Annotated in this window: 22 protein-coding genes and 2 tRNA genes; 13 read left to right on the top strand and 11 right to left on the bottom strand. The window is 63.6% G+C overall.

Annotation, left to right across the window (positions count from 1 at the left end; genetic code table 11):
• The first annotated feature begins 84 nt into the window (after positions 1 to 84).
• The 4 genes from erpA to xth all read left to right on the top strand — a co-directional run bounded on the left by erpA (position 85) and on the right by xth (position 3,571).
• Entirely contained in the window at positions 85 to 450 is a 366-nt protein-coding gene (gene erpA / locus K1177_RS04855; RefSeq protein WP_224702186.1) for an iron-sulfur cluster insertion protein ErpA, read from the top strand.
• Positions 451 to 514: 64 nt separating this feature from the next.
• On the top strand, positions 515 to 1,615 hold the full coding sequence (locus K1177_RS04850; RefSeq protein ID WP_224702185.1) for a serine hydrolase domain-containing protein: 1,101 nt from the start codon (positions 515 to 517) through the stop codon (positions 1,613 to 1,615).
• A 9-nt stretch (positions 1,616 to 1,624) separates the two neighbouring features.
• On the top strand, positions 1,625 to 2,740 hold the full coding sequence (locus K1177_RS04845) for a serine hydrolase domain-containing protein (RefSeq protein ID WP_224702184.1): 1,116 nt from the start codon (positions 1,625 to 1,627) through the stop codon (positions 2,738 to 2,740).
• A 51-nt stretch (positions 2,741 to 2,791) separates the two neighbouring features.
• The gene (gene xth / locus K1177_RS04840) at positions 2,792 to 3,571 is read left to right on the top strand and encodes an exodeoxyribonuclease III (RefSeq protein WP_224702183.1); all 780 of its coding nucleotides are present in this window, start codon (positions 2,792 to 2,794) and stop codon (positions 3,569 to 3,571) included.
• 26 nt (positions 3,572 to 3,597) lie between these two features.
• Here xth and K1177_RS04835 read toward each other — a convergent pair whose 3' ends face one another.
• Positions 3,598 to 4,407 carry a tetratricopeptide repeat protein gene (locus K1177_RS04835; protein ID WP_224702182.1) on the bottom strand — a complete coding sequence of 270 codons (810 nt, stop codon included), beginning with the start codon at positions 4,405 to 4,407 and terminating at the stop codon, positions 3,598 to 3,600.
• Positions 4,408 to 5,122: 715 nt separating this feature from the next.
• Between K1177_RS04835 and K1177_RS04830 the strand changes: the two genes are divergently transcribed.
• Positions 5,123 to 6,970, top strand: a complete 1,848-nt coding sequence (locus K1177_RS04830; RefSeq protein WP_224702181.1) for an ABC transporter ATP-binding protein — start codon at positions 5,123 to 5,125, stop codon at positions 6,968 to 6,970.
• Between the two features lie 43 nt (positions 6,971 to 7,013).
• Here the strand turns inward: K1177_RS04830 and K1177_RS04825 are convergent, their stop codons facing one another.
• The 6 genes from K1177_RS04825 to K1177_RS04800 form a co-directional block, all read right to left on the bottom strand.
• A complete protein-coding gene (locus tag K1177_RS04825) occupies positions 7,014 to 8,021 on the bottom strand; it encodes a CorA family divalent cation transporter (RefSeq protein WP_224702180.1) in 1,008 nt (335 codons plus the stop codon).
• Between the two features lie 77 nt (positions 8,022 to 8,098).
• Entirely contained in the window at positions 8,099 to 10,858 is a 2,760-nt protein-coding gene (locus K1177_RS04820; protein WP_224702179.1) for a valine--tRNA ligase, read from the bottom strand.
• Between the two features lie 176 nt (positions 10,859 to 11,034).
• Positions 11,035 to 11,937 (bottom strand): PopZ family protein, encoded by a 903-nt coding sequence (locus K1177_RS04815; protein ID WP_224702178.1) that lies wholly within the window; start codon positions 11,935 to 11,937, stop codon positions 11,035 to 11,037.
• Positions 11,938 to 12,136: 199 nt separating this feature from the next.
• Positions 12,137 to 13,501 carry a TolC family outer membrane protein gene (locus K1177_RS04810; protein WP_224702177.1) on the bottom strand — a complete coding sequence of 455 codons (1,365 nt, stop codon included), beginning with the start codon at positions 13,499 to 13,501 and terminating at the stop codon, positions 12,137 to 12,139.
• A 133-nt stretch (positions 13,502 to 13,634) separates the two neighbouring features.
• Positions 13,635 to 14,288 (bottom strand): protein-L-isoaspartate O-methyltransferase family protein, encoded by a 654-nt coding sequence (locus K1177_RS04805; protein ID WP_224702176.1) that lies wholly within the window; start codon positions 14,286 to 14,288, stop codon positions 13,635 to 13,637.
• Positions 14,289 to 14,457: 169 nt separating this feature from the next.
• Positions 14,458 to 14,531 (bottom strand) — tRNA-Cys (locus tag K1177_RS04800).
• A gap of 139 nt (positions 14,532 to 14,670) precedes the next feature.
• Here K1177_RS04800 and K1177_RS04795 point away from each other — a divergent pair.
• From K1177_RS04795 to K1177_RS04760, 8 genes are all read left to right on the top strand, one after another.
• Complete coding sequence (locus K1177_RS04795) at positions 14,671 to 15,885, top strand: benzoate/H(+) symporter BenE family transporter (protein ID WP_318153271.1); 1,215 nt, start codon at positions 14,671 to 14,673, stop codon at positions 15,883 to 15,885.
• Entirely contained in the window at positions 15,882 to 16,496 is a 615-nt protein-coding gene (mobA, locus tag K1177_RS04790; RefSeq protein WP_224702175.1) for a molybdenum cofactor guanylyltransferase, read from the top strand. Before K1177_RS04795 ends, mobA begins: the two co-directional genes overlap by 4 nt.
• Positions 16,497 to 16,599: 103 nt before the next feature.
• A tRNA-Asn gene (locus tag K1177_RS04785) sits at positions 16,600 to 16,674 on the top strand.
• 223 nt (positions 16,675 to 16,897) lie between these two features.
• Entirely contained in the window at positions 16,898 to 17,353 is a 456-nt protein-coding gene (locus K1177_RS04780) for an SRPBCC family protein (RefSeq protein WP_224702174.1), read from the top strand.
• Positions 17,354 to 17,401: 48 nt separating this feature from the next.
• Positions 17,402 to 18,808, top strand: coding sequence for a cryptochrome/photolyase family protein (locus K1177_RS04775; protein ID WP_224702173.1), 1,407 nt, complete (start codon positions 17,402 to 17,404; stop codon positions 18,806 to 18,808).
• Between the two features lie 151 nt (positions 18,809 to 18,959).
• A complete protein-coding gene (locus K1177_RS04770) occupies positions 18,960 to 20,009 on the top strand; it encodes a cysteine synthase A (RefSeq protein ID WP_224702172.1) in 1,050 nt (349 codons plus the stop codon).
• A gap of 362 nt (positions 20,010 to 20,371) precedes the next feature.
• Complete coding sequence (gene cls / locus K1177_RS04765; protein WP_224702171.1) at positions 20,372 to 21,823, top strand: cardiolipin synthase; 1,452 nt, start codon at positions 20,372 to 20,374, stop codon at positions 21,821 to 21,823.
• A gap of 9 nt (positions 21,824 to 21,832) precedes the next feature.
• Positions 21,833 to 22,567 carry an alanyl-tRNA editing protein gene (locus tag K1177_RS04760; protein WP_224702170.1) on the top strand — a complete coding sequence of 245 codons (735 nt, stop codon included), beginning with the start codon at positions 21,833 to 21,835 and terminating at the stop codon, positions 22,565 to 22,567.
• Here K1177_RS04760 and K1177_RS04755 read toward each other — a convergent pair.
• The 4 genes from K1177_RS04755 to K1177_RS04740 all read right to left on the bottom strand — a co-directional run bounded on the left by K1177_RS04755 (position 22,564) and on the right by K1177_RS04740 (position 26,846).
• A complete protein-coding gene (locus K1177_RS04755) occupies positions 22,564 to 23,595 on the bottom strand; it encodes a transporter substrate-binding domain-containing protein (RefSeq protein ID WP_224702169.1) in 1,032 nt (343 codons plus the stop codon). The genes K1177_RS04760 and K1177_RS04755 overlap by 4 nt on opposite strands.
• A gap of 122 nt (positions 23,596 to 23,717) precedes the next feature.
• Positions 23,718 to 24,512 (bottom strand): amino acid ABC transporter ATP-binding protein, encoded by a 795-nt coding sequence (locus K1177_RS04750; RefSeq protein ID WP_318153270.1) that lies wholly within the window; start codon positions 24,510 to 24,512, stop codon positions 23,718 to 23,720.
• A 5-nt stretch (positions 24,513 to 24,517) separates the two neighbouring features.
• On the bottom strand, positions 24,518 to 25,651 hold the full coding sequence (locus tag K1177_RS04745; RefSeq protein ID WP_224702168.1) for an amino acid ABC transporter permease: 1,134 nt from the start codon (positions 25,649 to 25,651) through the stop codon (positions 24,518 to 24,520).
• 4 nt (positions 25,652 to 25,655) lie between these two features.
• The gene (locus K1177_RS04740) at positions 25,656 to 26,846 is read right to left on the bottom strand and encodes an amino acid ABC transporter permease (protein ID WP_224702167.1); all 1,191 of its coding nucleotides are present in this window, start codon (positions 26,844 to 26,846) and stop codon (positions 25,656 to 25,658) included.
• Between the last annotated feature and the right edge of the window lie 7 nt (positions 26,847 to 26,853).

Below are 26,853 nucleotides of genomic sequence, written 5' to 3'. Positions count from 1 at the left end.
TTTCAATTCCAGAGGGAGTTCCTATTTTATCCAGACCGTTATGACATAACGAAATCTCGTCTTCTCATCAGGCCTGGATTGCAAATGACCGATATTGCCCTGGCGCCCACTCCTGCCCCCACCAGCACCGTGGTGCTCACAGATCGCGCCGCCAAGCGCGTTTCGCGCATCCTGTCCAAGGAAGCCGAGGGGACTGTCCTGCGCATTTCCGTGGCCGGCGGCGGCTGCTCGGGCTTCCAGTACGAGTATAATCTGGTGCAGGAGCAACCGGCCAGTGACGACACCGTCCTGCAAAAGGGCGATGCAACCGTGCTGATCGACGCCATGAGCCTTGAGTTCATGGCCGGCTCGGAGATCGACTTTGTCGATGACCTGATCGGCCAGGCCTTCCAGATCCGCAATCCCAATGCGGTGGCGTCGTGCGGCTGCGGCACCAGCTTCGCCGTCTGATCTACCATACTAGACTTTTTCGCCGCTGCCGTGCCCTATGCTGCCCGTGAATCGGAGGCACAGCATGAGTTTGACCAGCAGCATCGACCAGATCACCGCAACTGCCATGGCCGAGAGCCGCATTGTGGGCGGGGCCGTCCAGGTATCGCTGGGGGGTGAGCCGGTCTATCGCAAGAGCTTTGGCCTGGCCGACCGCGAGGCGGGCACGCCCACGGCGCTGGACACGATCTATCGCCTGGCATCGGTCACCAAGCCCATGGTGTCGTTGACGGCGCTGGCGCTGTGCGACGCAGGCAAGCTGTCGCTGGACGACGCCGTAGCCGACCACCTGCCCTATTTCACCCCGAAGTTCCAGGGCCGCACCCCGACCATCACCATCCGCCATCTGCTGACCCACACGGCTGGGCTCGGCTATAATTATGGTGGCACCGGCGTTGCCGCGGGCCTACGCGACGAGACGGTCGATTTCGAGACCAATTTCACCCGCCTTGCCGCGCTGGAACTGCATTTCGAACCGGGTACGGCCTGGGAATATTCGGTCGCTATCGACGTGCTGGGCGCGGTCGTCGCCAAGGTGCATGGCGATACCTTGCAGTCGGCCGTGCATAAATATGTCACCGGCCCGCTGGGCATGTCGGACACGGCCTTTCACGTCACCGACCCGCGGCGCCTGGCGGCCAATTATGGTAATACTCCCAGCGGCGCCGAGCGCATGGGCGACAGCTATTCGCAGCGCGACGAGCAGGGCAATGAGCTGATCTACTCGCCGTCGCGAGCCTTCAATCTTGAGACCTTCCAGTCCGGCGGGGCTGGCATGGTGGGCACGCCCGATGACCTGTTCGCCTTTTTTGAGGAAATCCGCCGCGGGGCGCCCAAGCTGCTCAAGCCGGAGACCTTCCGCCTGGCGGCCAGCCCGCAAACCGGCGATGTCGATCGCGTCCCCGGCTGCAAATTCAGCCTGTTCTCGGACATTATTGTCGATCCCAAGCTGGCCAATACGCCGGAAAGCCCGGGCACGTTGGGTTGGGGTGGCGTCTATGGCCATTCCTGGTTCGTGGATCGGGCCCGCAACCTGACCGTGCTGATGATGAGCAATACGGCGCCGGCCGGCGTCAATGGCGCCTATGTCGATTCCATTCGTGACGCCGTCTACGCTGCCCTCTAGGAGACTGCCATGAGCATGGAATCCGCGCTTGATGGCGTCGTCGCCAAGGCCATTGCCGATGGCCGCATCGTCGGGGCCGTGCTCAAGGTTCAACAGCACGGCGTGCCGCTCTACGACAAGGCCCATGGCCTGGCAGACCGCGAGGCCGGTCGCGCCATGACGCGCGACGCGATTTTCCGCTTTTCATCGCTCACCAAGCCGGTTGTTGCGGCCACCATCCTTGCGCTGGCCGACGCCGGGAAACTGCGGCTGGACGATCTGGTGAGCCTGCACCTGCCGGGCTTTGCGCCGCGGCTGGCGGACGGCTCGACGCCCGATATCACCATCCATCACCTATTGACCCATACCTCCGGCCTGGCATCGGGGCCCATCCTGACGCCCGCCGAGGAACTGGCCGGGGTCAACCGCTGGCATCTGGATGCCGACGAACTGCTTGCCCGACTGGCGGCACTGCCGCTGCTGTTTGCGCCGGGCAGCCAGTGGAACTATGGGCCATCCATCGATGTGCTGGGGGTCATCGCGGGGCGGCTGAGCGGCGGCACGCCCGGAGACGCCATCGCCAAATGGGTAACCGGCCCGTTGCATATGGTGGACACCGGCTTCTTCGTCAGCGACCCGGCACGGCTGGCGACGCCCTATGGCGATCATCCTGGCCAACCGGCCCGCATGGGCAGTGTGCATGAGGTGATGAGTCCCTGGGGCAGCATGGTTCGCTATGATCCCGAGCGGATCTTCGATGCCGCGGCCTTCCAGTCTGGTGGCGGCGGCGCAGCTGGCACGGCTGCCGATTTCATGGCGTTGCTGGAAGCCCTGCGGACGGGTGGCGGGCCGATCCTGCGCCCGGAAACAGTCGACAAGGGGCTGAGCAACCAGACGCCTCAGCTCGCCCAGGCGGTCTCGCCGGGCGTGATGTTCAGCTATTTTGGCGCCTATATTGCCAATCCCGCCGTGGCGGGCCTACCCCTGTCGGCGGGCAGCAATCGCTGGGGCGGGATTTATGGGCACAATTGGTTCATCGACCGCGACAAGGGCCTCAGCGTGCTGTCGATGAGCAATACTGGGCTCGAGGGCAGCGACGGCGCCTATCGTTCAGAGGTGTGTAACGCGGTTTATGCCGCGCTCTAGTGTTGCCCCCTGCCCGCTGGATGAGTAGCGTTCGGCACCACGGAGGCTGACATGCGCATTGCGACCTGGAACATCAACGGCATCAAGGCCCGGCTCGAGCTGCTCCTGACGTGGCTGGCGCAGGAGAAGCCCGATATCGTCGTGCTGCAGGAGATCAAGTCGGTCGACGAGGGCTTTCCCCGCGCCGAGATCGAGGCGCTGGGCTATAATGTCGAGACGCATGGCCAGAAGAGCTGGAATGGCGTGGCCATCCTGTCGCTATTGCCCTTTGACGAGGTCACCCGCGGACTGCCGGGAGATGACAGTGACGAACAGGCGCGGCTGATCGAAGGCGTGTTCTCGGTGGAAACCGGCGTCGTGCGAGTCTGTGGCATCTATCTGCCCAATGGCAATCCGGTGGACAGCGAGAAATTCCCCTACAAGCTGGCCTGGATGCGCCGACTCGAGGATTTCGTCGCCGAGCGCCTGGCTCTCGAAGAACCTTTCGTGCTGCTGGGTGACTTCAACCTGATCCCCTCGCCCATCGACGCCCATGATCCGCAGGCGTGGTGGGGCGATGCCCTCTATCGTCCGGAGAGCCTCGAACGCTTCCGCACGCTGGCCAACATGGGCATGACCGATGCGCTGCGCGCGACCACGGAAGAGGCCGCCTATACGTTCTGGGATTTCCAGGCGGGCGCATGGCGCCGCAATGCCGGCATCCGCATCGACCATCTGATGCTGTCGCCGCAGGCGGCAGATCTGCTCGATGGTGTCACCGTCCACAAGGATGTGCGCGGCTGGGACAAGCCGAGCGACCACGTGCCGGTCGAGGGCCAGTTCCGCCTTTGATCACGGCCGCATCGCGGCCACAGGGCTCAGAAGCCTGCGACCTGTGGCGCGATGGTCTTGGCCAGCTGGGACGCCTCGGTCTGTTCATCCGGCGTCGACAGCGACATGGCATTGTCGAACATCTTGTTGACCCAGGCGGCATCCGACGTGGTGGCACAGCGCTGCTGCGCGATGGTCAGCCACATCAGCCCTTCCACAGGCTGAGCGGCGATGCCGTCCATGCCAGCGAACAGCAGGTCACCCAGATGCGCCTGCGCCGGGCAATGGCCCTTGCGGGCAGCCAAAGAGAACCAGCGGGCACTCTGCAGCGGGTTCACGCCAAGCTCCTCCTCGTTGAGATAGAGCAGGCCAACGCGATACTGGGCGTCCGCGTCGCCGAAATAGGTCGCGGCATGCAGCAGCAGCGCATGGGCGCGGCCAGAATCCGCGGCAATGCCGGCGTCGGGCAGACCGTCCTTGTAATACTCGCCAACCTTGACGAAGGAGCGCGCGACAATGTCGGCCTCCACACCGCGCGGCGCGGTGTCGGCGTGCTGGTTGGCAATCTGGGCAAAATAGCCGAAGGCCTTGGCGGGGTCGCGGTCCACGCCCTCACCGTTCTCGTACATGGTGCCAAGCTGCCACATAGCCATGGGCTGACCTGCGTCAGCGGCGTTCTGCAAAGCGGCAATCAGCTCGCCGCTTGACACACCACCACCAGCACCGTCGAGCAAGTTGGCCATGTCGAGCGCAGCATCCGCCGCTGTCTGGGCCTGCACGGGCAGCACAGCCACACACAGGGACAGGGCGGCTGCCAGCGCAACGGACGTGAAGGGCTTATCCCTCTCGATGCGCATAATACTCCTTTCGCCCGCCAAGACGCGGGCGCCATTCAGAACACTTCTGTTACCGGGCAAACCCGGCGCCGCAGCGCCAGATGCCCCAGCGTCCGCATGGCCTCCGACCCACATCATCGGGTGTCGACTGACCACGCGCAACGCCAGCATTAAGAATTTGGTAAACTTCGTTTGTGACCGCATTGAAGCCGAGCCGTTCACAAAATTGCGCTTGGTGGCAGGCTGATCAGCGCCATCGGAATTATCGACCTATCTGCAGATCTGCTGGCCACGTCGCCGTCCCGCCTTCCCGCCACATTACAGCCGTCGCTCTCGCTAGAGAGCAGAAGCCAAGCTGCTCGACCGGACCTGCACAAGCAGGCGCCCGCCGAACTGATGGCCGCAACTGTAGTCACCCGCCCCCGGATGCCTATAAATTCGATAGCGGCAGATTGTGGCGACAAATATCGCCAAATCGTTGCGAAACGCGCCGGCGAAATCGTTTGACGTATTTTGTTGCTGAATCGTCACATCTGCGGGCCGTGCCAAGCGTGTCGAGGCTGCCACAGCCACCGACCTTCCGTCGCTGACCTCGACAAAATCTGTTGCCGGCGCGCCTTTGCCCGCTCATGGTCCTGCCATCTGCACAACCATGTGCACGTCCACGCCTGGGAGCAACCGATGAAAACCCTGTCCGCTCTGAACTCCATTTCCCATCATTCGAACATCATCGGTTATGACCTCTCAAACTCCGTGGACGGGGGCGCAAACAGACGCCAGCCGTAAGAGCCTTCTCGCTCGCCTTTTCCCTAAACACCGCCCGTCGGGCCTTGCCGAGGCGCTGACGCGTCCACGCTTTGCCCGTTTCGTGGGCTATTATCGACCGCACCGCGCCCTGCTTGCCGCAGTCCTCGGTTGCGCCGTTCTGGTGGCAGCGACGGCTGTCGCACTGCCGCTTTGCGCCAACTACATCACCAGCCACCTGGTTGATCTCAAGGATGGCGACAATGGGCTTGTGCCCATTCTGGTCATGGGCGGCATCATGCTGGCCATCTTCCTGGTGCAGACGCTGGCCACCTATTTCGTGGACTACAAGGGCCATGTGATGGGCGCCCGCATCGAAGCCGATGTGCGGCGCGAGCTGTTCGAGCATTGCCAGAAGCTGTCGTTCAGCTTCTACGACCGCCAGCGCGTCGGGCAGTTGATGAGCCGGATCAGCAATGACTCGCTCTGGCTGGGCGAGTTGTTCCACCATGGGCCGGAAGACCTGGCCATCGGCCTGCTCAAATTCGTCGGGGCCCTGGCGGTCCTCATCTACATCGATCCGGTGCTGGCCAGCCTGATCGTGCTGCTGACGCCGCTGGCAGTGGCCTATGCCCGCCACTTCAACCGGCGCATGCATGTGGCGCTCAAGGGCAGCAAGGAGCAGATCGCGGCAGTCAATGAACGGGTCGAGGACGCGCTGGCCGGCGTCCGGGTGGTGCAGTCCTTCGCTAATGAAGGTGACGAGCTGCGCCGCTTCGACGTCGAGAACCAGCGTTTCTTCGAAAGCCGTCGCGACGGCTACCGCAGCGAGGCGCTGCTGTGGTCGGGCATGGATGGGTTTTCGCAACTGGTGACGATTCTGGTCATTGTTGCGGGCGCGATCCGCATCCTGCATGCCCAGCTCAGTGTCTCGGACATGCTGACCTTCCTGCTCTGCGTCGGGGTGCTGGTCGACCCCATCCGGCGGCTGGATAACTTCATCCGCCTCTGGCAGGAGGGCTATACCGGCTTCGTGCGCGCCATGGAGCTGCTGGAGGAAGAGCCCGACATCGTCGACGCGCCCGGCGCCGTCGATATCGGCGAGGTGGCCGGGGCGATCCGCTTCGACACCGTCGCCTTCCGCTACGAAAGCGATGGGCGGCTGGTGTTCGACGGGTTGTCGCTCGATATCCGGCCGGGCGAATTCGTCGCCCTGGTCGGACCATCGGGCGTCGGCAAGAGCACCTTCTGTGCGCTGATCCCGCGCTTTTACGATGTGGAATCAGGTTCGGTCAGCATCGATGGCCGGGACGTGCGGTCACTGACGCTGGCCTCGCTGCGGCGCAGCATCGGCGTGGTGCAGCAGGATGTCTATCTGTTCAGCGGCACCGTGGCGGACAATCTGCGCTATGGTCGTCCCGATGCCAGCGATGACGACATCATCGCGGCGGCCAAGGCGGCCAATGCGCATGAGTTCATCATGGCCCTGCCCCGCGGCTATGACACCGACATCGGCCAACGCGGCGTCAAGCTCTCGGGCGGGCAGAAGCAGCGCCTGACCATTGCCCGCACCTTCCTCAAGGACCCGGCCATCCTGATCTTTGACGAGGCCACCAGCGCCCTCGACAATGACAGCGAACGAGCGGTGCAACAGTCGCTGTTGTCGCTGGCCAAGGGGCGCACCACCATTGTGATTGCGCATCGGCTGTCGACTGTCCGACAGGCCGACCGCATCCTGGTGCTGACGCCCAATGGCATTGGCGAAGAAGGCACGCATGACCAGTTGATGGCTGCCGACGGGCTTTATGCCGGGCTGCATCGCGTCCAGGCGCGTATCTAGACAAATATGGGCTCCGGGCGCATCGCACGGGGCCTCATCTACGTCAGAGCCAGCGGCGACGGCGCATCCACCAGATGATGCCCAGCGACATGCCGAACAGGGCGGCACAGACCACCCAGAAGGCATGGGGATTATCCGAAAAGGGGATGCCGGACACATTCATGCCCAGGGCGCCGGTCAGCAGCGTCAGCGGCATGAACACCACCGTCACCGCCGCAAGCACCATCATGGTGTGGTTCATCTGTTCGGCGCGGGCGTCGATGATCTGCTCATGCACCAGCACAGCGCGTTCAGACAACGCCTGCAACTCGTCACCCAGCCGGGCCGAGCGGGCCGATGCCTCGCGCAGACGCATGCGGTCGCGCGGGGAGAAATGCGACAGGTCTTCGATTTCGAGCGTATTGAGCACATCGCGCTGCGGCCAGACGATGCGGCGGAAGCTGATGAGCGTGCGGCGCAGATGGCTGAGCTTGCCCTGGGCGCGCGAGGTGTTCTGGATGATCAGCGATTCCTCGATCTCGTCGAGCCGATCGCCGAGACGCTCAACGAGGGGTTCGAGTCGATCGGCCGCGCGCAGGCCCAGGCGGGCAACCAGATCGGCGGGCGACACCGGCGCGTGATGGGAGGCTTCCCATTTGGTGAGGCCCAGAAAGTCCAGAATGTTGAGCTCGGAGGCGATGATCACCCGGCCCTTTTCGATCCACAGGGTCAGCAATTGCCGCCCCATGTCGTCGGGCTCGGCACCGGGCCGGGCGACACGCATCACCACCATGGCGCGGTCTTCGATGACGGTGCAGCGCGAGCGCGTACTGGGCACGGTGAGCAGGTCGGCGTTAAACACGCCCAGCTCTTCCTTGAGCCAGACCTTGAATTCGGGCGCCTTGGAGTTGCCGCAGACCAGCTTGAAGCCGCGCGGCGGAATCCTGGGCGTCTCGGCGGTCGGCTCGATGCGCACCACACCGCCCTTGCCGTCAAAAATCAGCACAGCGCCGACGCCGATCATGCCATTCTGCATGGCCCTGGTGGGCGGTTCGCGGGGTGTGTCATCCATGCTCGATCTCGCTTCGGTTGACAGCAATCCGCACCGGCCCGGCCCCGCGAAAAGCGGGTGCCGGTCCGATTCCGGAATTAGCTGAGGCGCTTGAGCGCCTCGGCGATATGGTGGCGCCGCTCGACGGCGGCTTCGCGACGGGCCTTCTGCTCCTCGATCACTTCCTCGGGCGCCTTGGCGACAAACTGCTCATTGCCGAGCTTCTTGTCGATCTGGCTGACCTCGGCGTCGAGCTTGCCGACTTCCTTTTCCAGCCGCGCCTTTTCGGTCGGGATGTCGATGAACTCGGCCAGCGGCAATGCCCAGGTGGCTTCGCCGACGACGAACTGCGCCGACTCGCCGGGCACCTCGTTCTGGGGCGAAATGCTCTCCAGCCGCGCCAGGCGGGTGATGAGCGAGGTGCCGGCGACGAGGCGCTTGAGCGTGGTGTCGCCCGCGCCCACCACCACCAGCGGCAGCTTGGCGCCGGCGGGCACGTTCATTTCGCTGCGCACCGAGCGCACATTGGTGATCACGTCGATCAGCCAGGTCAGCTCGGCATCGGCTTCGGCATCCTCGAGGCCCGCCAGATCAGGCCAGTCGGAGAGGATCAGCATGTTGTCACGCGCCGGGCCGAACTTGCCGGTCTCAGCCCACAGCTCTTCGGTAACGAAGGGCATGAAGGGATGGAGGATCAACAGGATCTGGTCGAGCGCCCAGGCCGCAGTGGCGCGGGTCTCGGCCTTGGCGGCCTCGTCCTCGCCCATGAACACCGGCTTGGCGAATTCGACATACCAGTCGCAGAAGGTGCCCCAGACGAAGTCATAGGCGGCATTGGAGGCTTCGTTGAACTTATAGTCGACGATGCCCTTGCTGACGGCAGCGGCCGCACGCGCGGTGGCACCGACAATCCAGCGGTTGAGCGCCAGCGTGTTGCCCTTGGGATCGAAGCCGTCGACGCGGCGGCATTCGTTCATCTCGAGGAAGCGCGCAGCGTTCCAGATCTTGGTGACGAAGTTGCGATAGCCCTCGACGCGGCTGATGGAGAGCTTGAGATCGCGTCCCTGCGCGGCCATGGCCGCCAGGGTGAAGCGCGTCGCATCGGCGCCGTACTGGTCGATCAGGTTCAGCGGATCGATGACATTGCCCTTGGTCTTGCTCATCTTCTGGCCCTTTTCGTCGCGGACCAGGGCGTGCATGTAGACAGTGTGGAAGGGCTCTTCCTTGAGGAATTCGAGCCCCATCATCATCATGCGGGCGACCCAGAAGAAGATGATGTCAAAGCCGGTGACCAGCACGTCGGTGGGATAGTAACGACGCAGTTCGGCGGTGTCGTCGGGCCAGCCCAGGGTCGAGAAGGGCCACAGGGCCGAGGAGAACCAAGTATCGAGCACATCTTCGTCGCGCTTGAGCGTTACGGGCTTGCCATAGTGGGCATCGGCCAGCGCCTGGGCTTCGGCCTCGCTCTGGGCGACGAAGGCTTCATTGTCCGGGCCATACCAGGCCGGGATCTGATGACCCCACCACAGCTGGCGCGAAATACACCAGGGCTTGATGTTCTCCAGCCAGGCGAAATAGGTGTTCTCATATTGCTGCGGCACGAATTTGGTGCGGCCTTCGCGCACCGAGGCCATGGCCGGCTGCGCCAGCACATCGGCCTTGACCCACCACTGGTCAGTCAGGAAGGGCTCGATGACGACGAGTTTGCTCTTCTCGTCATGCGGCACCATGATCTTTTTGTCTTCGATGAACGCCAGGCCACGGGTGGGCTCGGCTTCGGCCAGGGCGGTCAGCTTGGCGACGATGGCCTTGCGCGCAGCAAAGCGATCAAGCCCGCGCAGGTCTTCCGGCACGAAATCGGCCGAAATGATCGCGCCCTGGGTGGTGAATACGTTGATCTGCTCGAGATTGTTGCGGACGCCGACTTCAAAGTCGTTGAAGTCATGCGCCGGCGTGATCTTGACCGCGCCCGTGCCCAGGGCGGGGTCGGCATATTCGTCGGCGACGACGGGAATGCGGCGGCCGACGAGCGGCAGCTCGACGAACTTGCCAACCAGGCTGGCATAGCGCTCGTCGGTGGGGTGCACGGCAATGCCGGAGTCGCCCAGCATGGTTTCGGGGCGCGTGGTGGCGACGATGATGTAGTCGCGGGTTTCCCACTCGGTGGGCTTGCCCTCTTCATCATGCGCAATGGGGAACTGGTAGGTTACGCCATCAGCCAGCGGATAGCGCAGGTGCCACATGTGGCCCTTGATCTCGATGTTCTCGACCTCGAGGTCCGAGATCGCGGTTTCCAGGCCAGGGTGCCAGTTGACGAGGCGCTTGGCGCGATAGATCAGACCGCGCTTGTGCAGCTCGACAAACACCTTGGTGACGGCGCGCACCATCTGGTCATCGGCGACGCCGTTCTCACCCATGGTGAAGCGTTCACGCGAAAAGTCAGCCGAAGCGCCCAGGCGCTTGAGCTGGTTCATGATCGTGCCGCCGCTCTCGGCCTTCCATTCCCAGACGCGTTCGACGAATTTCTCGCGGCCCATCTCGCGGCGACCGGGCTGCTGGCGCTCCATCAGCTGGCGCTCGACGATCATCTGGGTGGCAATGCCGGCATGGTCTGTGCCCGGCTGCCAGAGCACATCCTTGCGCAGCATGCGGTTGAACCGCACCAGGATGTCCTGAATGGTATTGTTGAGCGCGTGGCCGATATGCAGCGAGCCCGTCACATTGGGCGGCGGAATGACGATGGTGAAGGTCTCGGCGCCGGGCGCGGCCCCTGCCCCGGCGGCAAAGGCATTGGCCTTGAGCCAGTCGGCATAGACGCGCGTTTCGACGGCGCCGGGCTCATAGGACTTTTCAAGCATGGGTCACTCGCAACAGCAGAGACCCGCCAGGGAGGCTGGCGGGCCGAAAAACAAGGTTGGCAGACTTCAAGCAAATGCGGCTGGCGGGGTCAACTGCAACCGGCGCTTTGGCGCGCAATAGGCTGCGCGCCAATTCGGCATCGGACAATCGAACAGGCCACGCGCGGCCGGAAAGGTCAGTCGCCGCGCGAGATGCGGGCGATTTCCTTTTCCACCATGCGCTCGACGACGGACGGCAGGTTCTCGTCCAGCCATTCCTTGAGCATGGGGCGCAGCATGTCGCGCATCAGCGACTCGATGGTGGCGCCGGCATTGCCCAGCCCCAGGCCATTGAGCTTGGTGATCGAGCTGCGCACGGCAGCCTGGGTTGCCGGCTCGAGCAGCTGGTCGGCCATGTCGCTGGACAGGCGCGCGTCCGGCATGGGCGCCGCCTGGGCAACTGTCGGCTGCGGCCGCGGCGGGGGTGCCGCCATTTCCGGCTCGGGATCGAAGCTGGGCTCTTCCATCGCGGCGACGGGCGAAAACTCGGGTTCCGGCTCCGGCTCGGGGTCAAACGCCGGTTCGGGTTCGGGCTCCGGCTCCGGCATCACGGGTGCGCGGGCCGGCGCTGCGGCGGCAGGCTGCGGCTTGGGCGCGGCCATCGGCGCGCGCTGCGGCGGCGGATCGAAAGACGGCAGATCGTCTTCCACTGGCTCGGGCGCAAAGGCGATGTCTTCGGGATCGACCAGATTGGGCACGGCCGCCATGGCAGCTGCCATGGGATCGTCCTCTTCCTCGGCGGCAGCCGCGGGTTCGGTGTCGGCGAGGATGGAGTCAAAGCTGAAACCACCCACATCGTCGTCATCGGACACGATCTGGGCGGGCGACAGCGCCAGCGGCTCGATATCGTCGAGCATGTCGCTGAGGTCACGATCCAGCGAACCGGCAGCAGACCGGGCGGGAGCAGCTTCCATGGGCGCGGCGGCAGCCTGCATGGAGGGCCGGCGCGGCGCGCCGGCGGCGTCGTCGTCGGCGATAATCTGCCTGATGGACGACAGGATCTCGTCCATGGACGGTTCTTTTGGTGCCGGCTTGTTCATCGATGCCTCTTACTCGTGCGCTCGATCCGGGGGCTTGCAACGCTCCGCAAGTGCAGCCAATCCCTGATTCGTAAACAATACCTTAGACTGCGCGGCACAAATTAGGAATCGCGCAGGCCGTTGCACACAAGGTCTTCCACTAAAACTTGTGGCCGGGACAAAGCCCGGCCACCAAGTCTGGTCAATAATGGGACAGTGCCTATTCGGAGACGGTGCGCAGTTCCGCCCAGACGTCGTCCACCGCATCGGTGTAGCGTGCTGCGGACTTGATTTCGACATTGAGGCCGAGGTCGCTTGCCGTCAGGTGGCCCATGGCGGCCAGCAAGGAGAATGTCGCCAGCACCTTGTTGGACGAGGCATTGATCAGGCCCTCGCGGGCCGTGGTCAGTTCGGCCTGCGAATTGAGCACGTCCAGCGTGGTGCGGGTGCCCAGGTCGCGTTCCTGGATGACGCCATCGAGCACGGTCTTGCCGGCGGACACAGCAGCGCTGGCGGCCGAGATCTGCGCATCGGCGCTCTGGATACCGGCCCAGGCCGAAATCACCGATTCACGGATCTTGTCGTAGGAGGACATGGCGTCCACTTCTGATTTGATCTGCTCGATATTGGCCTTGCGCACGCTGGCGCCAATGGCGCCGCCCGCATAGAGCGGCACGGTGATCTGGAAGGACACCGACCCGCTGAAGCCGTCGGTCGGCGAGCCGTTCTGCCCGGTGACCTTGGAGCCGACCGAACCGTTCAGCGATGCCTTGGGCCCGAAGCCGGCTTCGGCAGCCTTGCTGCTGGCCTGGGCCGCACGGATAGCAGCCTTGGCCATGAGGATGGCCGGATGGCCCGTCTCGGCTTCGGCGATGGCAGCCGACAGGCCGCTGGGGATCAGGCGGCTGAAATTATGAGAGGCGCTCAGATTGTGCGGCGCCTGGCCAACATAGCGCTGGAACGTGGCCTTGCTGGTCTCAAGATTGCTCAGGGCTGCGCGATAAGTCGCGTCGCCCTGGGCCAGACGGGCCTCGGCCTGAGCCACATCGATACGGGTGCCTTCGCCGACGTCCAGCCGGTCACGGGCAGACTGCAACTGCGCCTGGAAGAAGGAGAGGTTTTCCTGCCGCAACGCCACCAGCTGGCTGTTGCTGAGCACCGAGACATAGGCCTGCACCACCGCGAGCAGCACGTTCTGCTCGGTATTGCGGATCTGGTACTCGGCCGCCTCGGCCCCGGCGCGGGCCGCCTCGACCTCGGAATTGGTCTTGTTTCCGTCATAAAGGGTCTGACTATAGGACAGGCCGGTGGTCAGCGATGTGCCGTCGGTGAATTTGCCGCCGGCGAGCGACCAGCTGTAGTTGCCGCTGACCGAAGCGCCCAGTGTCGGCCGGGTGCCGGCCTTGGCGAGAGCAATGTTTTCGGCCGACGCCTTGGCATTGAGCAGGGCAGACTGCAGGTCCGGCGCATGATCATAGGCAATTGTCAGTGCCTGGGCGATCGACTGCGCCTGTGCGCCATTCACGGCAAGCGCGCTTGCCAACACAGCCACGGCGCTAACCGCCAAACGTTTGCGAAAACTCATCGCCGCCTCCAGAACACCAAGACTTTATAGCCGCCCTCGTCGGGTTAACAACCTGCGGCGACCGACAATACCAAAGTTTAATGTAGGGATGATCCCACAGCGTTGCATCGAGGCAACGGGATCATCCTCGCAATCAAAATACGAACTCGACAGTACGCGGCGTGGTGTCGAGTGCGGGCAGCGTGGCGTTGAACTCGCCGCGCGCAGTCACCGTGCTGCCCGTCTTGACGAACACGCTGGCCACGCTCACGCCGCCATCGCGCACCAGGGCGACCAGCCGGCCGCCGTCCTTGACGACGCCGAGCAAGGCATCTGCCACCACATCGAGCGTGCCTTCGACAAAGACGAGGTCGAACATCCTGGTGCCGACAGCACTGACATCGCCGGCAATCACGCTGGCATTTGCCAGCCCCAAGCCGGTCAGATTGGTGTTGGCGGCCTGGGCCAGGGCCGCATCGGCCTCGAGCCCGACCACGGAGGCAGCGAGCCCGGCAATCACCGCCGTCGCATAGCCGGTGCCGGCGCCCACATCGAGCACGCTCTCGGTATCATTGATTTCGGCCAGTTGCAGCAGCTTGGCGAGGGTGGCCGGCGCCATCATGAAGCGCTCGCGACCGCCGCCCAGCCAATGGATATCATCGATATAGGCCAGGGCCTGCCGCTCGGCGGGCACGAAACGTTCGCGGGGAACCGCGCCCATCTGCGCCAGAACGCCCCAATCGGTCACGCCGCTGGTCCGCAACTGATTGTCGACCATCACGGCCCGAAGCCGCCCGAAATCCGTCATCTGCGATCATCCGCCCCATACGTCATATGCTGGACGTGAATATCCCTCCCCCCGCCCGCTTGGCAAGCCACCTTTGCGTGGCGCGACAAAAAGGATGGCGCATGGGAGCCATGTGCAAGCAGGGGACCGCGCGGAACGCCGGACCGGATCAACACCGAAAAGGGGAAAATGGAGGCCTCGTCCGGAATTGAACCGGAGTACACGGATTTGCAATCCGCTGCGTAACCACTCCGCCACGAGGCCTCTGCGGCGCTATCTAATCGACCGCCCGTTCATATGCAAGCGAGCAGGTTGCCAAAGTGTTAGCGCAGCGCGGATGCGTTTGGTGCTTCACCACTTGGGCCGGGCTGCCTAGGGTGTGGCCTTCACTATGGAGAGTCGCGTGAGCCAGATCGAGCCAGTGTCCAGTGGAGGTGCGCGCACCTATTTCCAGCCCATCATGGCCGGCGCCCTGGCCGCCATTGTCGGCTATGCCAGCACCTTTACCCTGGTGTTGGCCGCGCTGACCGCGTCTGGCGCAACGCCGCAGCAGGCTGGATCGGGCCTGATGACGGTGTGCATTGCCATCGGCATTCTCAATATCGTGGTCAGCGCCCGCATGCGGTTGCCGGCTAGCTTTGCCTGGTCAACGCCGGGCGTGGCTTTCCTGCTGACGGTGGGCGAACCGGTGGGCGGCTTCCCCGCGGTGGCGGGCGCTTTCCTTGTCGCGGCCGGCCTTTTGGTGCTCACCGGGCTGATCCGCCCGCTGGCCCGGCTGGTGGCGGCCATCCCCGCACCGATTGCCAATGCCATGCTGGCGGGCATGCTGCTGACCCTGTGCCTGGCGCCGATCAAGGCCGTGGCCGAACTGCCGGCGCTGGCGCTGCCGATCCTGCTGGCCTGGGTGCTCGGGCTGCGCTTTGCCCGCCGCTTTGCCGTGCCGATCGCGGTGGTGGTCACCGGCGTGCTGCTGGCCTCGACCACGCATCTGCCTGCCGGCGCGCTCGATGGCAGCTGGCCGGTGTTTGCACCGGTCATGCCGGTGTTCACCATGGACGCCATCATCCGCATCGGATTGCCGCTCTATATCGTGACCATGGCATCGCAGAACCTGCCGGGCCTGGCCGTCATGCAGGCCAATGGCTACACCCTGCCACCGGCGCCGATGTTCATTGTCACCGGCATCGCCAGCGCCGCGACGGCACTGTTTGGCGGCCATACCACCAATCTGGCAGCGATCACGGCAGCAATCTGCGCCGGGCCGGAGGCCCATCCCGATCGCGACAAGCGCTGGCCGGCGCCGATCTCGGCGGGCGTGGTCTATCTGCTGCTGGCTCCGGCAGCGAGCCTTGCGGCCGCCTTCATCGCGGCCTCCCCGCCGATTCTGATCCAGGCGGTGGCCGGACTTGCCCTGCTGTCGAGCCTGACTGCGGCCCTGGCCGGGGCGCTGGTGCATGAGGATGTCCGCCTGCCGGCGATTTTCACATTCGTTACAACGGCTTCGGGAATCACCGTGCTGGGCGTTGGTGCGCCGTTCTGGGGGCTGGTGGGCGGCATCGCCATGCTGGTGCTGCTCCGCCTCGGCATCAAACCAGCAATAGAGACCATGGGCACATGAGTGAACGCCCCTATGCCGTGATCATTGCGGGAGGCAGGGGGACGCGGCTGGGGGGCGTGCGCAAGGGTGAGCTGCGCATTGGCGGTTTGCCAGTGCTGGAGCGGGTCATACGCGGGCTGAATGGGGTCCGTGACCCCGTCATGGTCGCCACTGGACCGGCACGGCAGCAGCTCCTGATTCCATCCTCCTGCGAGGCCGTCCCCGATCTGCCCGAATCTACGGGCGGACCGCTCGCTGGGCTGCTTGCTGCCGCCAAACAGTTGGCAGACAGCGGAATCACGACAGGCACCTTGGTGTCGGTCGCAGCCGACACGCCTTTTCTACCAGAGGATTTCGTGGCGAGGATAAGTTTGGCCCTGGGCGATGCCCCCGCGGCCTATGCGGCCTGGGGAGAAGACTTCTATCCGCCCAATGCGATCTGGCGACTGGAAGCGCTGCAGGACATGCTCTCGGCCACCGGAAACGCCGGCAAACCGGGTAGTCTGAAGGCACTGCACAGTTCGCTCGGGTCTCTTCGGATCGACTGGAGCGGCTGGGCCCAAGCCAATCCCTTCGCCAATCTCAACACGATCAAGGACTTGATTGCGCTGCAAAATCGCGCGCGAAGCTAGGGCGATGTCGCAACTTATTCACACAGGCGGCAATTGGGGCTTGGCAAACCAAATCAAGTTCGGTACATGACCCTCGCCTTCGCAAGAAGGACAACGAAGGTGATCCGCGGTAGCTCAGTGGTAGAGCAATCGGCTGTTAACCGATTGGTCGTAGGTTCGAATCCTACCCGCGGAGCCATTCGTTCCCCCGCCCGATGATGGGCAGATTTCCCGACATGGTGATGAGCATAGATTTGACGGCGGCCAACACCGACTGATCAATGTATCGTGCTGCCATGCCCTAAGTGCAGTAGCATGCCACTCGACAGAGCGTGACACCTGGGGTCAATGGGCTAGCAAAGTGTGCACCGCGTTGTCGCCAAACCGGCACAGGTGCGAAACCGGCAGAAAGGGCGTAACCCATGAGCAATGGCATGGATCTGGACAATGAAAGCCAGATTACCCTCAGCCGCACCATCGATGCGCATATCGACGATGTGTTCAAAGCCTGGACCGACCCGGCGCTGATCGAGCAATGGCAGGCCGATGAGGCTGAGCTCGATGCCTTCGAGGGCGGCGAATACAAGTTTACCACCTTTGGCGATGACGAGGATCCCGAGGACCATACGGTCAGCGGCGAGATCCTGGGTTTTGTCGAGAACGAGAAGCTGGTGATGAGCTGGGTGCACAAGGATGCCGAGGACGAAGAGGATGACCTCATCTTCGTGCTGGACGTGCGCTTCAAGGACATCGGCGGCGAGCAGACGCAGATCACCTTGACCGAACGCGGCCTGGCCCATGCCGACCCAGAATCGCGCATCTTCTCGATCGAAGCCTGGAACGCCGCGCTCGAACACCTGGCGGAAGTGCTCGAATAGGCTGAACTGTCGCGGAGGCTGGCCCGTAGTGAATGCGGGAGTAGCCGAATGACCACCACACAGCTTGCCTGGCTGCGCAACGACCTGCGCCTGACCGACAACCCAGCCCTCGCCGCTGCGGCTGCAGCCGAGGGCGCGACAACCGCCCTTTATATTCATGAGCAGGCCGACGGCATTCGCCCGCCCGGGGGCGCAGCGCGCTGGTGGCTGCACCAGAGCCTGGTGGCGCTGGAGGCCGATCTGGCGGCGCATGGCATTGCGCTGGTGGTGGACAGCGGCAATCCGGAAGACATTCTCACAAGACTGGTGCGCGAGCTGAACATCGGGGCGGTGTACTGGAACCGTCGCTACGCGCCCGGAGAACGGGCGCTGGACAGTGCGATCAAGGCCAGGCTGCGCGGCGACGGCGTCACGGTGGCGAGCTTTGCGGCCAATCTGCTGATCGAGCCGTGGGAAATCAGCACCGGCGCGGGCAAGCCTTATTCGGTATTCACGCCATTCTGGAAGAGCCTGAAGCAGGCACCGATCGCCCGCCCCCTGCCCGCGCCGGCGAAGGGGACATCCCGCGACAGACAGAGCGTGGATGGCGACTATGCCGAGCCGCATTGGGCCGGCAAGCTCAAGCCGCACTGGCAGATCGGCGAAGCGGCGGCACAGGCCAGACTCGCGCAGTTTCTGGAGAATTGCGTCGCCGACTACGCCGATGAGCGGGATTTTCCGGCAAGGCTGGCCACGTCGCGGCTGTCGCCGCACCTGCGCTTTGGCGAGATCAGCCCGCGCCAGGTCTGGCACGCGGCGAGCCTGGTGGCAGAGGCCCACCCTGAAATGGCCGGCGCGATCGACAAATTCCTCTCCGAACTGGCCTGGCGCGATTTCAGCTACCACCAGCTTTATCATCGCGACGATATCGCCCAGGTGCCGATGCAGGAGAAATATCGCGGCCTCGAGTGGCGCGATGCGCCGGACGACCTCAGCGCCTGGCAGCAGGGCCGGACGGGCCTGCCGATGATCGACGCCGGCATGCGCGAGCTTTGGGAAACCGGCTCCATGCACAATCGGGTGCGCATGCTGGTTGCCTCGCTGCTGAGCAAGAACCTGCTGATCGACTGGCGCCTGGGAGAGCAGTGGTTCTGGGACTGCCTGGTGGACGCCGATGTGGCGAGCAATCCGGCGAGCTGGCAATGGGTGGCTGGCTGCGGGCTGGATGCGGCACCCTATTTCCGCATTTTCAATCCCGTAACGCAGGGCAAACGCTTCGACCCGGAGGGCACCTATGTGCGCCGCTGGGTTCCCGAGCTCGCCAAGCTCGACGACACCCACATCCACAGCCCCTGGGAGGCGCCACGGGACGCGTTGACGGCCGCTGGCGTGGTTCTGGGCAAGGACTATCCGCGCCCGATCGTTGACCTCAAGACATCGCGCGAGCGCGCGCTCGCGGCAGCTGCAGCGCTGTGATGGAATAGTATTGCGCCATGCGCCCATGGGCGCATCGCCATTGCGCAACCGTGGGGCAAGGCGGAAAGCCCTGCCCGGACAGGCGGTTATCGCTTGCGGGGGTTAGCCACCAGGCCTACGATCACCGCTCAATCATCAGTAGATCGCGCTCATGTTCGCCCATAAAGACCTGATTGCTGCCATCGGCAAGACGCCACTCATTCGCCTCAACCGCGTGTCCGAGATGACGGGATGCGACATCTGGGGTAAGGCCGAGTTTCTCAATCCGGGTCAGTCGGTGAAGGATCGCGCGGCGCTCTACATCATCCAGGATGCGATCAAGTCCGGACGGCTCAAGCCCGGTGGCACGATTGTCGAGGGCACGGCGGGCAATACCGGCATCGGGCTGACGCTCGTGGCCAATGCGCTGGGCTACAAGAGCGTGATCGTCATTCCGCAGACGCAGAGCCAGGAAAAGAAGGACGCCCTGCGTCTCTACGGCGCCGAGCTGATCGAGGTTCCGGCCAAGCCGTACAAGAACCCCAACAACTACATCAAGATTTCCGGCCGGCTGGCGGAGAAGCTGAACGCCGAACTGCCCGGCGGCGCCATCTGGGCCAATCAGTTCGACAATGTGGCCAATCGCCAGGCCCATATCGAGACCACGGGCCCCGAGATCTGGGAGCAGACCGGCGGCAAGATCGACGGCTTCATCTGCGCGGTCGGCTCAGGCGGCACGCTGGCCGGCGTGGCCGAGGCCCTGCGGGCCCGCAGCAGCACGGTCAAGATCGGCCTGGCCGACCCAGAGGGCGCGGCGCTCTACAATTTCTATGCGCATGGCGCGCTCAAGTCGTCTGGCGACTCGATTTCCGAAGGCATCGGCCAGGGCCGCATCACGGCCAATCTGGAAGGGCTGACTGTGGACAACCCCTACCAGATCCCCGATAGCGAAGCCCTGCCCTATATCTTCGATCTGCTTGAGCATGAAGGTCTCTGCCTGGGTGGCTCGAGCGCGATCAATATCGCCGGCGCGGTGCGCATGGCGCGCGACCTGGGACCGGGCAAGACCATCGTCACGATCCTGTGCGACTATGGCAACCGCTATGCCAGCAAGATCTTCAATCCCGCGTTCCTGCGCGGCAAGAACCTGCCGGTGCCCACCTGGATGGAAGGGCGCACGCCTATCGACATCTCCAGCGTGATCGAGGCGGAGCCGGTCTGAGGGGGTGGCGGAGCCTCGACCATTTTCGCCTTGAGCGAAACGATCTGTCGATAGGCCCACCCCTCTCCCGCCGCTGCGTGGCGACCTCTCCTGTCTGGGAAAAGGTGGATGGGGAGCGCTCTGCGTACCACTGATAGACCCCCTCCCTCGGTCCCTCCCCTCAAGGGGGAGGGAGGCGAAAGAGCCGACAATCCAGTCAGGAGAGAAGCGAGCTGGCGACACTGTGAACCCCTCACCCGCCGCTGTGCGGCGACCTCTCCCCTCAGGGGAGAGGTGGGGTGGCTCTGGCGCGAGATGTGGGCAGAGCGCTTTGATTGGAGGCATGCTAGAACTCTGGCATTTCCCGAATCTAGGCGGCTATCTTGATCGGCATCGAGTATTTTCTGGGTACCCTGGTCGCGGAGCTGCATATCGTGGCCGCGATCATGGCGGCGCTCTATTTGCTCGCCTTTGTCTGTGCCGTTCGGGAAATCATGAACTCGCGCACGTCGCAGGGATCGATTGCCTGGATCCTGGCGCTGGCGCTGCTGCCGTTTCCGACCGCCCTGCTCTATCTGGTGTTTGGCTGGAAGGCCTTTGACGACTATGCGACAGACCGCATCCGCAATGGCCGCTCGGCACGACCGCTGCGGGCCAAGGACCTGATGCTGATCGACCGCGACACCAGCGCCCAATGGCCGGTGCAGACCAAGGTGTCGGAAGTGCCGTTCCTCAGCGGCAATGACGTGGACATCCTGGTCGATGGACGGGCGACGTTTGACTCCATCTTTGCCGGGATCGACACCGCCCAGACCTACCTCTTCGTGCAATTCTACATCGTGCGCGACGACGCCCTGGGCAAGGAGCTGGCGGAGCGCCTGATCGCGCGGGCCAAGGCCGGGGTGAAGGTCTATTTGCTCTATGACGACATCGGCAGCACGGGCATGCCCAAACGCTACCGCACGCAGTTGCGCGAAGCCGGCATCAAGGTGGCCGGCTTCAACCAGCGCCACAAATTCATGCGCTTCTACGGCCCGACCCGGATCAACTACCGCAACCACCGCAAGATCGTTGTGGTGGATGGCGAACAGGCCTGGGTGGGCGGGCACAATGTGGGCGTGGAATATCTGGGCCAGAATCCGAGACTGGGGCGCTGGCGGGATACGCATGTGCATATAAGCGGGCCGGCGGCGCTGGGCTGCGCCCTGTTGTTTCGCGAGGACTGGGAATGGGCGACCGGCGAGGTGCTGCCCTCGGCGCCGCCCGACGACGTGCCGACACCCGGCGACAAGAGCGTGCTGGTGATGGGGACCGGGCCGGCCGACCAGCTGGAAGAATGCGCGATTGCCTTTACCGATGTGATCGGGCGGGCGCGCGAGCGGCTGTGGATTGTCAGTCCCTATTTCGTGCCCGACACCGATATCCGCACGGCACTCTATGCCGCCAAGCTGCGCGGCGTGGACGTGCGGATCATGCTGCCCAATGAGCCCGACCACAAGCTGGTCTGGCTGGCCAGCATTGCCCATGCCGACGCGATGATCGAGCATGGCGTGGCGATCCATCGCTATCGCGACGGTTTCCTGCACCAGAAGGTGGTGTTGATGGACGACCAGATCGCGACCATCGGCAGCGTCAATTTCGACAACCGCTCCTTTGCGATCAATTTCGAGATCACCATGTGGTTCACGGACGGACAAACGATCAAGGCAGTGGAAGACATGCTGACAGAGGACTTCAAGGTGTGCCGCGAGGTGACGCTCGAGGAGGTCAAGTCGCGCAGCTGGCCAATGCGTTTCCTGACCCAGGCAGCGCGTCTGCTGTCACCGGTATTGTAAGGACGAGTGATGACCCAGTTTCTGTTTCGGGACGATAGTTACCAGCGCAGCGTGACGGCACGCGTCGCGGCCGTGACGCCCGAGGGCGGGCTGGTGTTGGACCAGACGGTGTTCTACGCCGCATCGGGCGGGCAGCCGGGCGACATAGGGCGCATGTCCATGAGCGATGGCAGCGTGCTGGAGATCATCGACACCATCCATCCCGATGGCGACAAGACGACCATCGCGCATATGGCGGCGCCGGGCAGTGCCCTGCCCCAGCCCGGGGAGACCGTGACGGCGGAAATCGACTGGGACCGCCGCTATCGGCTGATGCGCATGCACACGGCACTGCATCTGCTGTCGGTGGTGTTCGCCTATCCGGTGACGGGCGGCTCGATCGGTGCGGACAAGGGGCGGCTGGATTTCGACATGCCCGAGCTGCCCGAGGATGTCGCGGCGCTGGAGGCCCAGCTCAATGGCCTGGTCGCGGGCCATCATGAGGTCAGCCAGGAGTGGATCACCGACGACGAGATGGCGGCCAATCCTGATCTGATCAAGACCATGAATGTGAAGCCACCCATGGGCCAGGGCCGCGTGCGGCTGATCCGCATCGGCGACGTGGACCTGCAGCCCTGTGGCGGCACGCATGTGCGCAACACGCGCGAAATCGGCCCGCTCAAGCTGGGCAAGATCGAGAAAAAGGGCAAGCAGAACAGGCGCGTCAGCCTGGTTTTTGATGAGACGAATCCGGCTGCGCCCTAGCGCACCGGCGGCACATAGAGCAGGCCACCATTGCTCCACAGCGAGTTCTGGCCGCGCAGCAGCGCGGCACCGGTCTGCGGCCCGAAGTGACGGTCGTAGAGCTCGGAATAATTGCCGACAGCGCGGATGGCATCACGCATGAAGGTGGGCTTGAGACCCAGCGGCGTGCCGTAATCGCCTTCAACGCCCAGGATGCGGCGGATGGCCGGGGTGTGCGAGGCGGCCAGGGATTCGGTGTTGAGTGAGGTGATGCCGACTTCCTCGGCATTGATCAGCGCGAACAGCGTCCATTTGACGATGTTGAACCACTGCTGGTCGCCCGAGCGGACGACCGGGCCCAGCAGCTCCTTGGAAATGCGTTCGGGCAGGATGCGATGGGCACTGGGATCGGGCAGCGCGCGGCGGATGGCCTGCAGCTGGCGGCCGGAGGCCGAGACGACCTGGCAGAGGCCGCTGCGGTAGGCCAGCGAGAGATCTTCCACATCCTCATAGGGCACCTCGGTATAGGTGGCCTGATTGGCAAAGAAGAACTCCTGCACGCGCTCGAGCTCCTCGCCGCCGTCGAGCACGCAGATGCTGACATTGTCGAGCTCGAAGGCCGAGACGAGGCCCAGCGACTGCGGCACCAGGAACGCCTGACCATCGAAGAAGGCTGTGCCCACATAGCTGGCGCCATAAAGACTGTCGCGCCGGGCCGTCCAGGGGCCGTCGCGGGTCAGCACATCGACGGCGCGGGTCTGTAGCGGCGCGAAGCGGGCTTCACCACGCAGGGCATGAAACTCGATGAGATTGGGGTCGCCCAGCACGGCAGCGGCAATGGCGCGGCAGAGATCGACATCAAAGCCGGCCCAGCGGCTGTCGGCCTCCATCTGGGCAAAGCCAGGCAAGGGATTGGTGGCGCCACAGATCAGGAAGCCGCGCTCGCGCACGTCCTGCAGCGTGTCAGCAGCGGCCGGCAGCGCAGCGGCAGCCGACAGGCACAACAGGGCTGCCAGGCCAGCCTGCACTCGCTTGAAAAATCCGGCCAATTGGGCGCTTCCCTTTACTCGCAAGCCATATTGGCAGGCGAGACCGGTGGGTCAAGCCGGACCAAAGGAAATGCCCCGGCCAATTTGCCGGGGCATGACGTGAATCGACAGCGAAAGACAGATCAGTGCAGGATCTGGCTCAGGAACAGCTTGGTGCGTTCGTGCTGCGGATTGGAGAAGAAGGCCTCGGGCTCGTTCTGCTCGATGATCTGGCCCTGGTCCATGAAGATGACGCGATTGGCGACCTGGCGGGCAAAGCCCATTTCGTGGGTCACGCAGATCATGGTCATGCCTTCTTCGGCCAGGCTGATCATCACCTCGAGCACTTCCTTGACCATTTCGGGATCGAGGGCCGATGTCGGCTCATCGAACAGCATGATCTTGGGCTGCATGCAGAGCGAACGGGCGATGGCCACGCGCTGCTGCTGACCACCGGAAAGCTGGCCGGGGAACTTGTTGGCCTGCTCGGGGATCTTGACCCGCTCCAGATAATGCATGGCGGTCGCCTCGGCCTCGGCCTTGGGAATGCCACGCACCCAGATCGGGGCCAGCGTCAGGTTCTGCAGGATCGTCAGATGCGGGAAGAGGTTGAAGTGCTGGAACACCATGCCCACTTCGCGTCGCACTTCGTCGATCCGCTTGATGTCGGCGGTCAACTCGGTGCCATTGACGATGATCTGGCCTTCCTGATGCTCTTCGAGCCGGTTGATGCAGCGGATCAGCGTCGACTTGCCGGAGCCCGAGGGGCCGGCGATGACGATGCGCTCACCTTCCATCACCTTGAGGTTGATGTCGCGCAGCACGTGGAAGTCGGCATACCACTTGTGCATGCCCACCACTTCGATGGCCACATTGGTCTGCGAGACCGTCATGTGCGGCGCAGCACGATCCTGGGTAGTTGCGGAAACTTCGGTCATTTGAACTACCTCTTGTAGCCAGTATTGAGACGACGCTCCATGAACATGGAGTAGCGCGACATGGAGAAGCAGAAGACCCAGAACACCATGGCGGCAAACAGATAGCCGGTGGTGGCGGTATTGGCCGACTGCCACTCGAGCGCGGAGTCGTTCTTGGTCTTGACCGCTTCGAGCAGGTCTTTCATGCCCACGATGTAGACCAGGGAGGTATCCTTGAACAACGAGATGAAGTTGTTCACGATGCCCGGGATCACATGCTTGAGGGCCTGCGGCAGGATGATGAAGTACATCCGCTGCCAATAGCCGAGGCCAAGGGACGCCCCGGCCTCATATTGCCCGCGCGGTATGGCCTGAAGGCCGCCACGCACCACTTCGGCCATATAGGCAGAGGTGAACAGCGTGACGCCGACCAGGGCCCGCAGGAATTTGTCCACGGTGGTTCCCTGCGGCATGAACAGCGGCAGCATGATCGAGGCCATGAACAGGATGGTGATCAGCGGCACGGCCCGGATCAGTTCGATGAAGGCGATGCAAAGCGTCTTGATCACCGGCAGGTTGGATTGCCGCCCCAGCGCCAGGATGATGCCCAGCGGGAAGGACAGCGTGATGCCAACCACGGAGATGATCAAGGTGACCAACAGGCCGCCCCACTTCTCGGTGGGGATCTCGGTGAGGCCGAAGACGCCACCGGCCAGCAGGAAATAGCTGACGATGGGATAGACGACCAGAAAGAGAATGGCGTTGGCTCGCTTGAACGGCACCTTGGGGATCAGCAGGGGCACAAGGAGCAGCGCCCCAAGGGCGAACACGATGTTTGGTCGCCACTGTTCGGGGATGTCGTAGAAGCCGTAGATGAAGAATTCCATCTCGTTGTAGATGTAGGCCCAGCAGGCCCCTGCATCCAGCGCACGGCACTCTTCGACGGTCCCATAGGGACCCACGGCATGGCCGATGAAGAAGTTGAACAGCGGCGGGACCACCCACACCAGGAACAGGATGCCCAACAGGGTCAGGACCGTGTCCAGCGGCGTGGCGAACAGGTTTTTCTGGGCCCAGGCAACCGCACCGGTGGTGCGGTTCGGAGCCGGTTTGGCAGGAACAAGGTCAGCGCGGACGAAACCGATATCACTCATGGCCATGCTCCTACCGCTCAACCAGGCTGACGCGGGCGTTATACCAGTTCATGATCGCCGAGGTCAGGAGTGAGAAGGTGAGATAGACCAGCATGGTCAGGGCGATACACTCGATCGCGCGGCCAGTCTGGTTCAGTGCGGTACCCGAGAAGACGTTGACCAGCTCCGGATAGCCGATGGCGGCACCCAGGGAGGAGTTCTTGGTCAGGTTCAGATACTGGCTGGTGAGCGGGGGGACGATGACGCGCATGGCCTGGGGCACAATGACCAGGCGCAGCCGGTCACCTTCCTTGAGGCCCAGCGACATGGCCGCTTCCGTCTGGCCGCGGCTGACCGCCTGAATGCCGCCACGCACCGTCTCGGCGATAAAGGACGCCGTATAGATGGTGAGGCCGAACAGCAGGGCCACGAACTCTGGCGGCAGTTGCAGCCCGCCCTTGAAGTTGAAGCGCTCCAGCACGGGCGGTTCGAACTCGACGCTGGCGCCGCTGGCGAACCACACGATGGTGGGAATAGCGATCAGGACGGCCAGCGACGTGAGGAAGACCGGAAAGCGCTTGCCGGTTGCCTCCAGGCGACGCTTGGCCCAGGTGCGCAGCACGATCACGCCAATGATGGCCAGGGCAATACCGATCCAGACGAAGCCGAACTGGGGATCGGGAATTGGCTTGGGCACGAAGATGCCGCGCTGGTTGATGAAGGATTCCAACGGCAACTGGATTGAATCGCGTACTGCCGGCATGGCCTTGAGCACGGCGAAGTACCAGAAGAACAGCTGCAGCAGCAGCGGGATGTTGCGGATGGTCTCGACATAGATCGTGGCGAGCGACGACACGATGAAGTTGCTGCTCAGGCGCGCGATGCCGATGGTGAAGCCGAGAATGGTTGCGGCAATGATGCCGACAAAGGCCACCAGCAAGGTATTGGTGATGCCCACCAGGAAGGCTTCCCAATAGATGGAAGCGCGCGTCCATGGGATCAGCGAGAAGCTGATGTCGAAGCCGGCCGTCTTCCAGAGGAAATCAAAGCCGGTGGATTTGTTCTGGGCAGCCAGATTGGTTGCCGTATTGCCCACGATCCAGACGATGAACGCCACCAGGAGCACTGCCACCAGCACCTGGTAAACGATGCCGCGAACAACCGGATCGTTGAAAAAAGAGGGCCTAGGGGCCGTGGTGGGCCCCGTATCAAGCGTTGTCATTTGTTTT

The sequence above is a fragment of the Devosia aquimaris genome (assembly GCF_020169335.1).
GTDB classification, from domain to species: domain Bacteria; phylum Pseudomonadota; class Alphaproteobacteria; order Rhizobiales; family Devosiaceae; genus Devosia; species Devosia aquimaris.
This window is presented reverse-complemented; position numbering and strand designations above follow the sequence as displayed.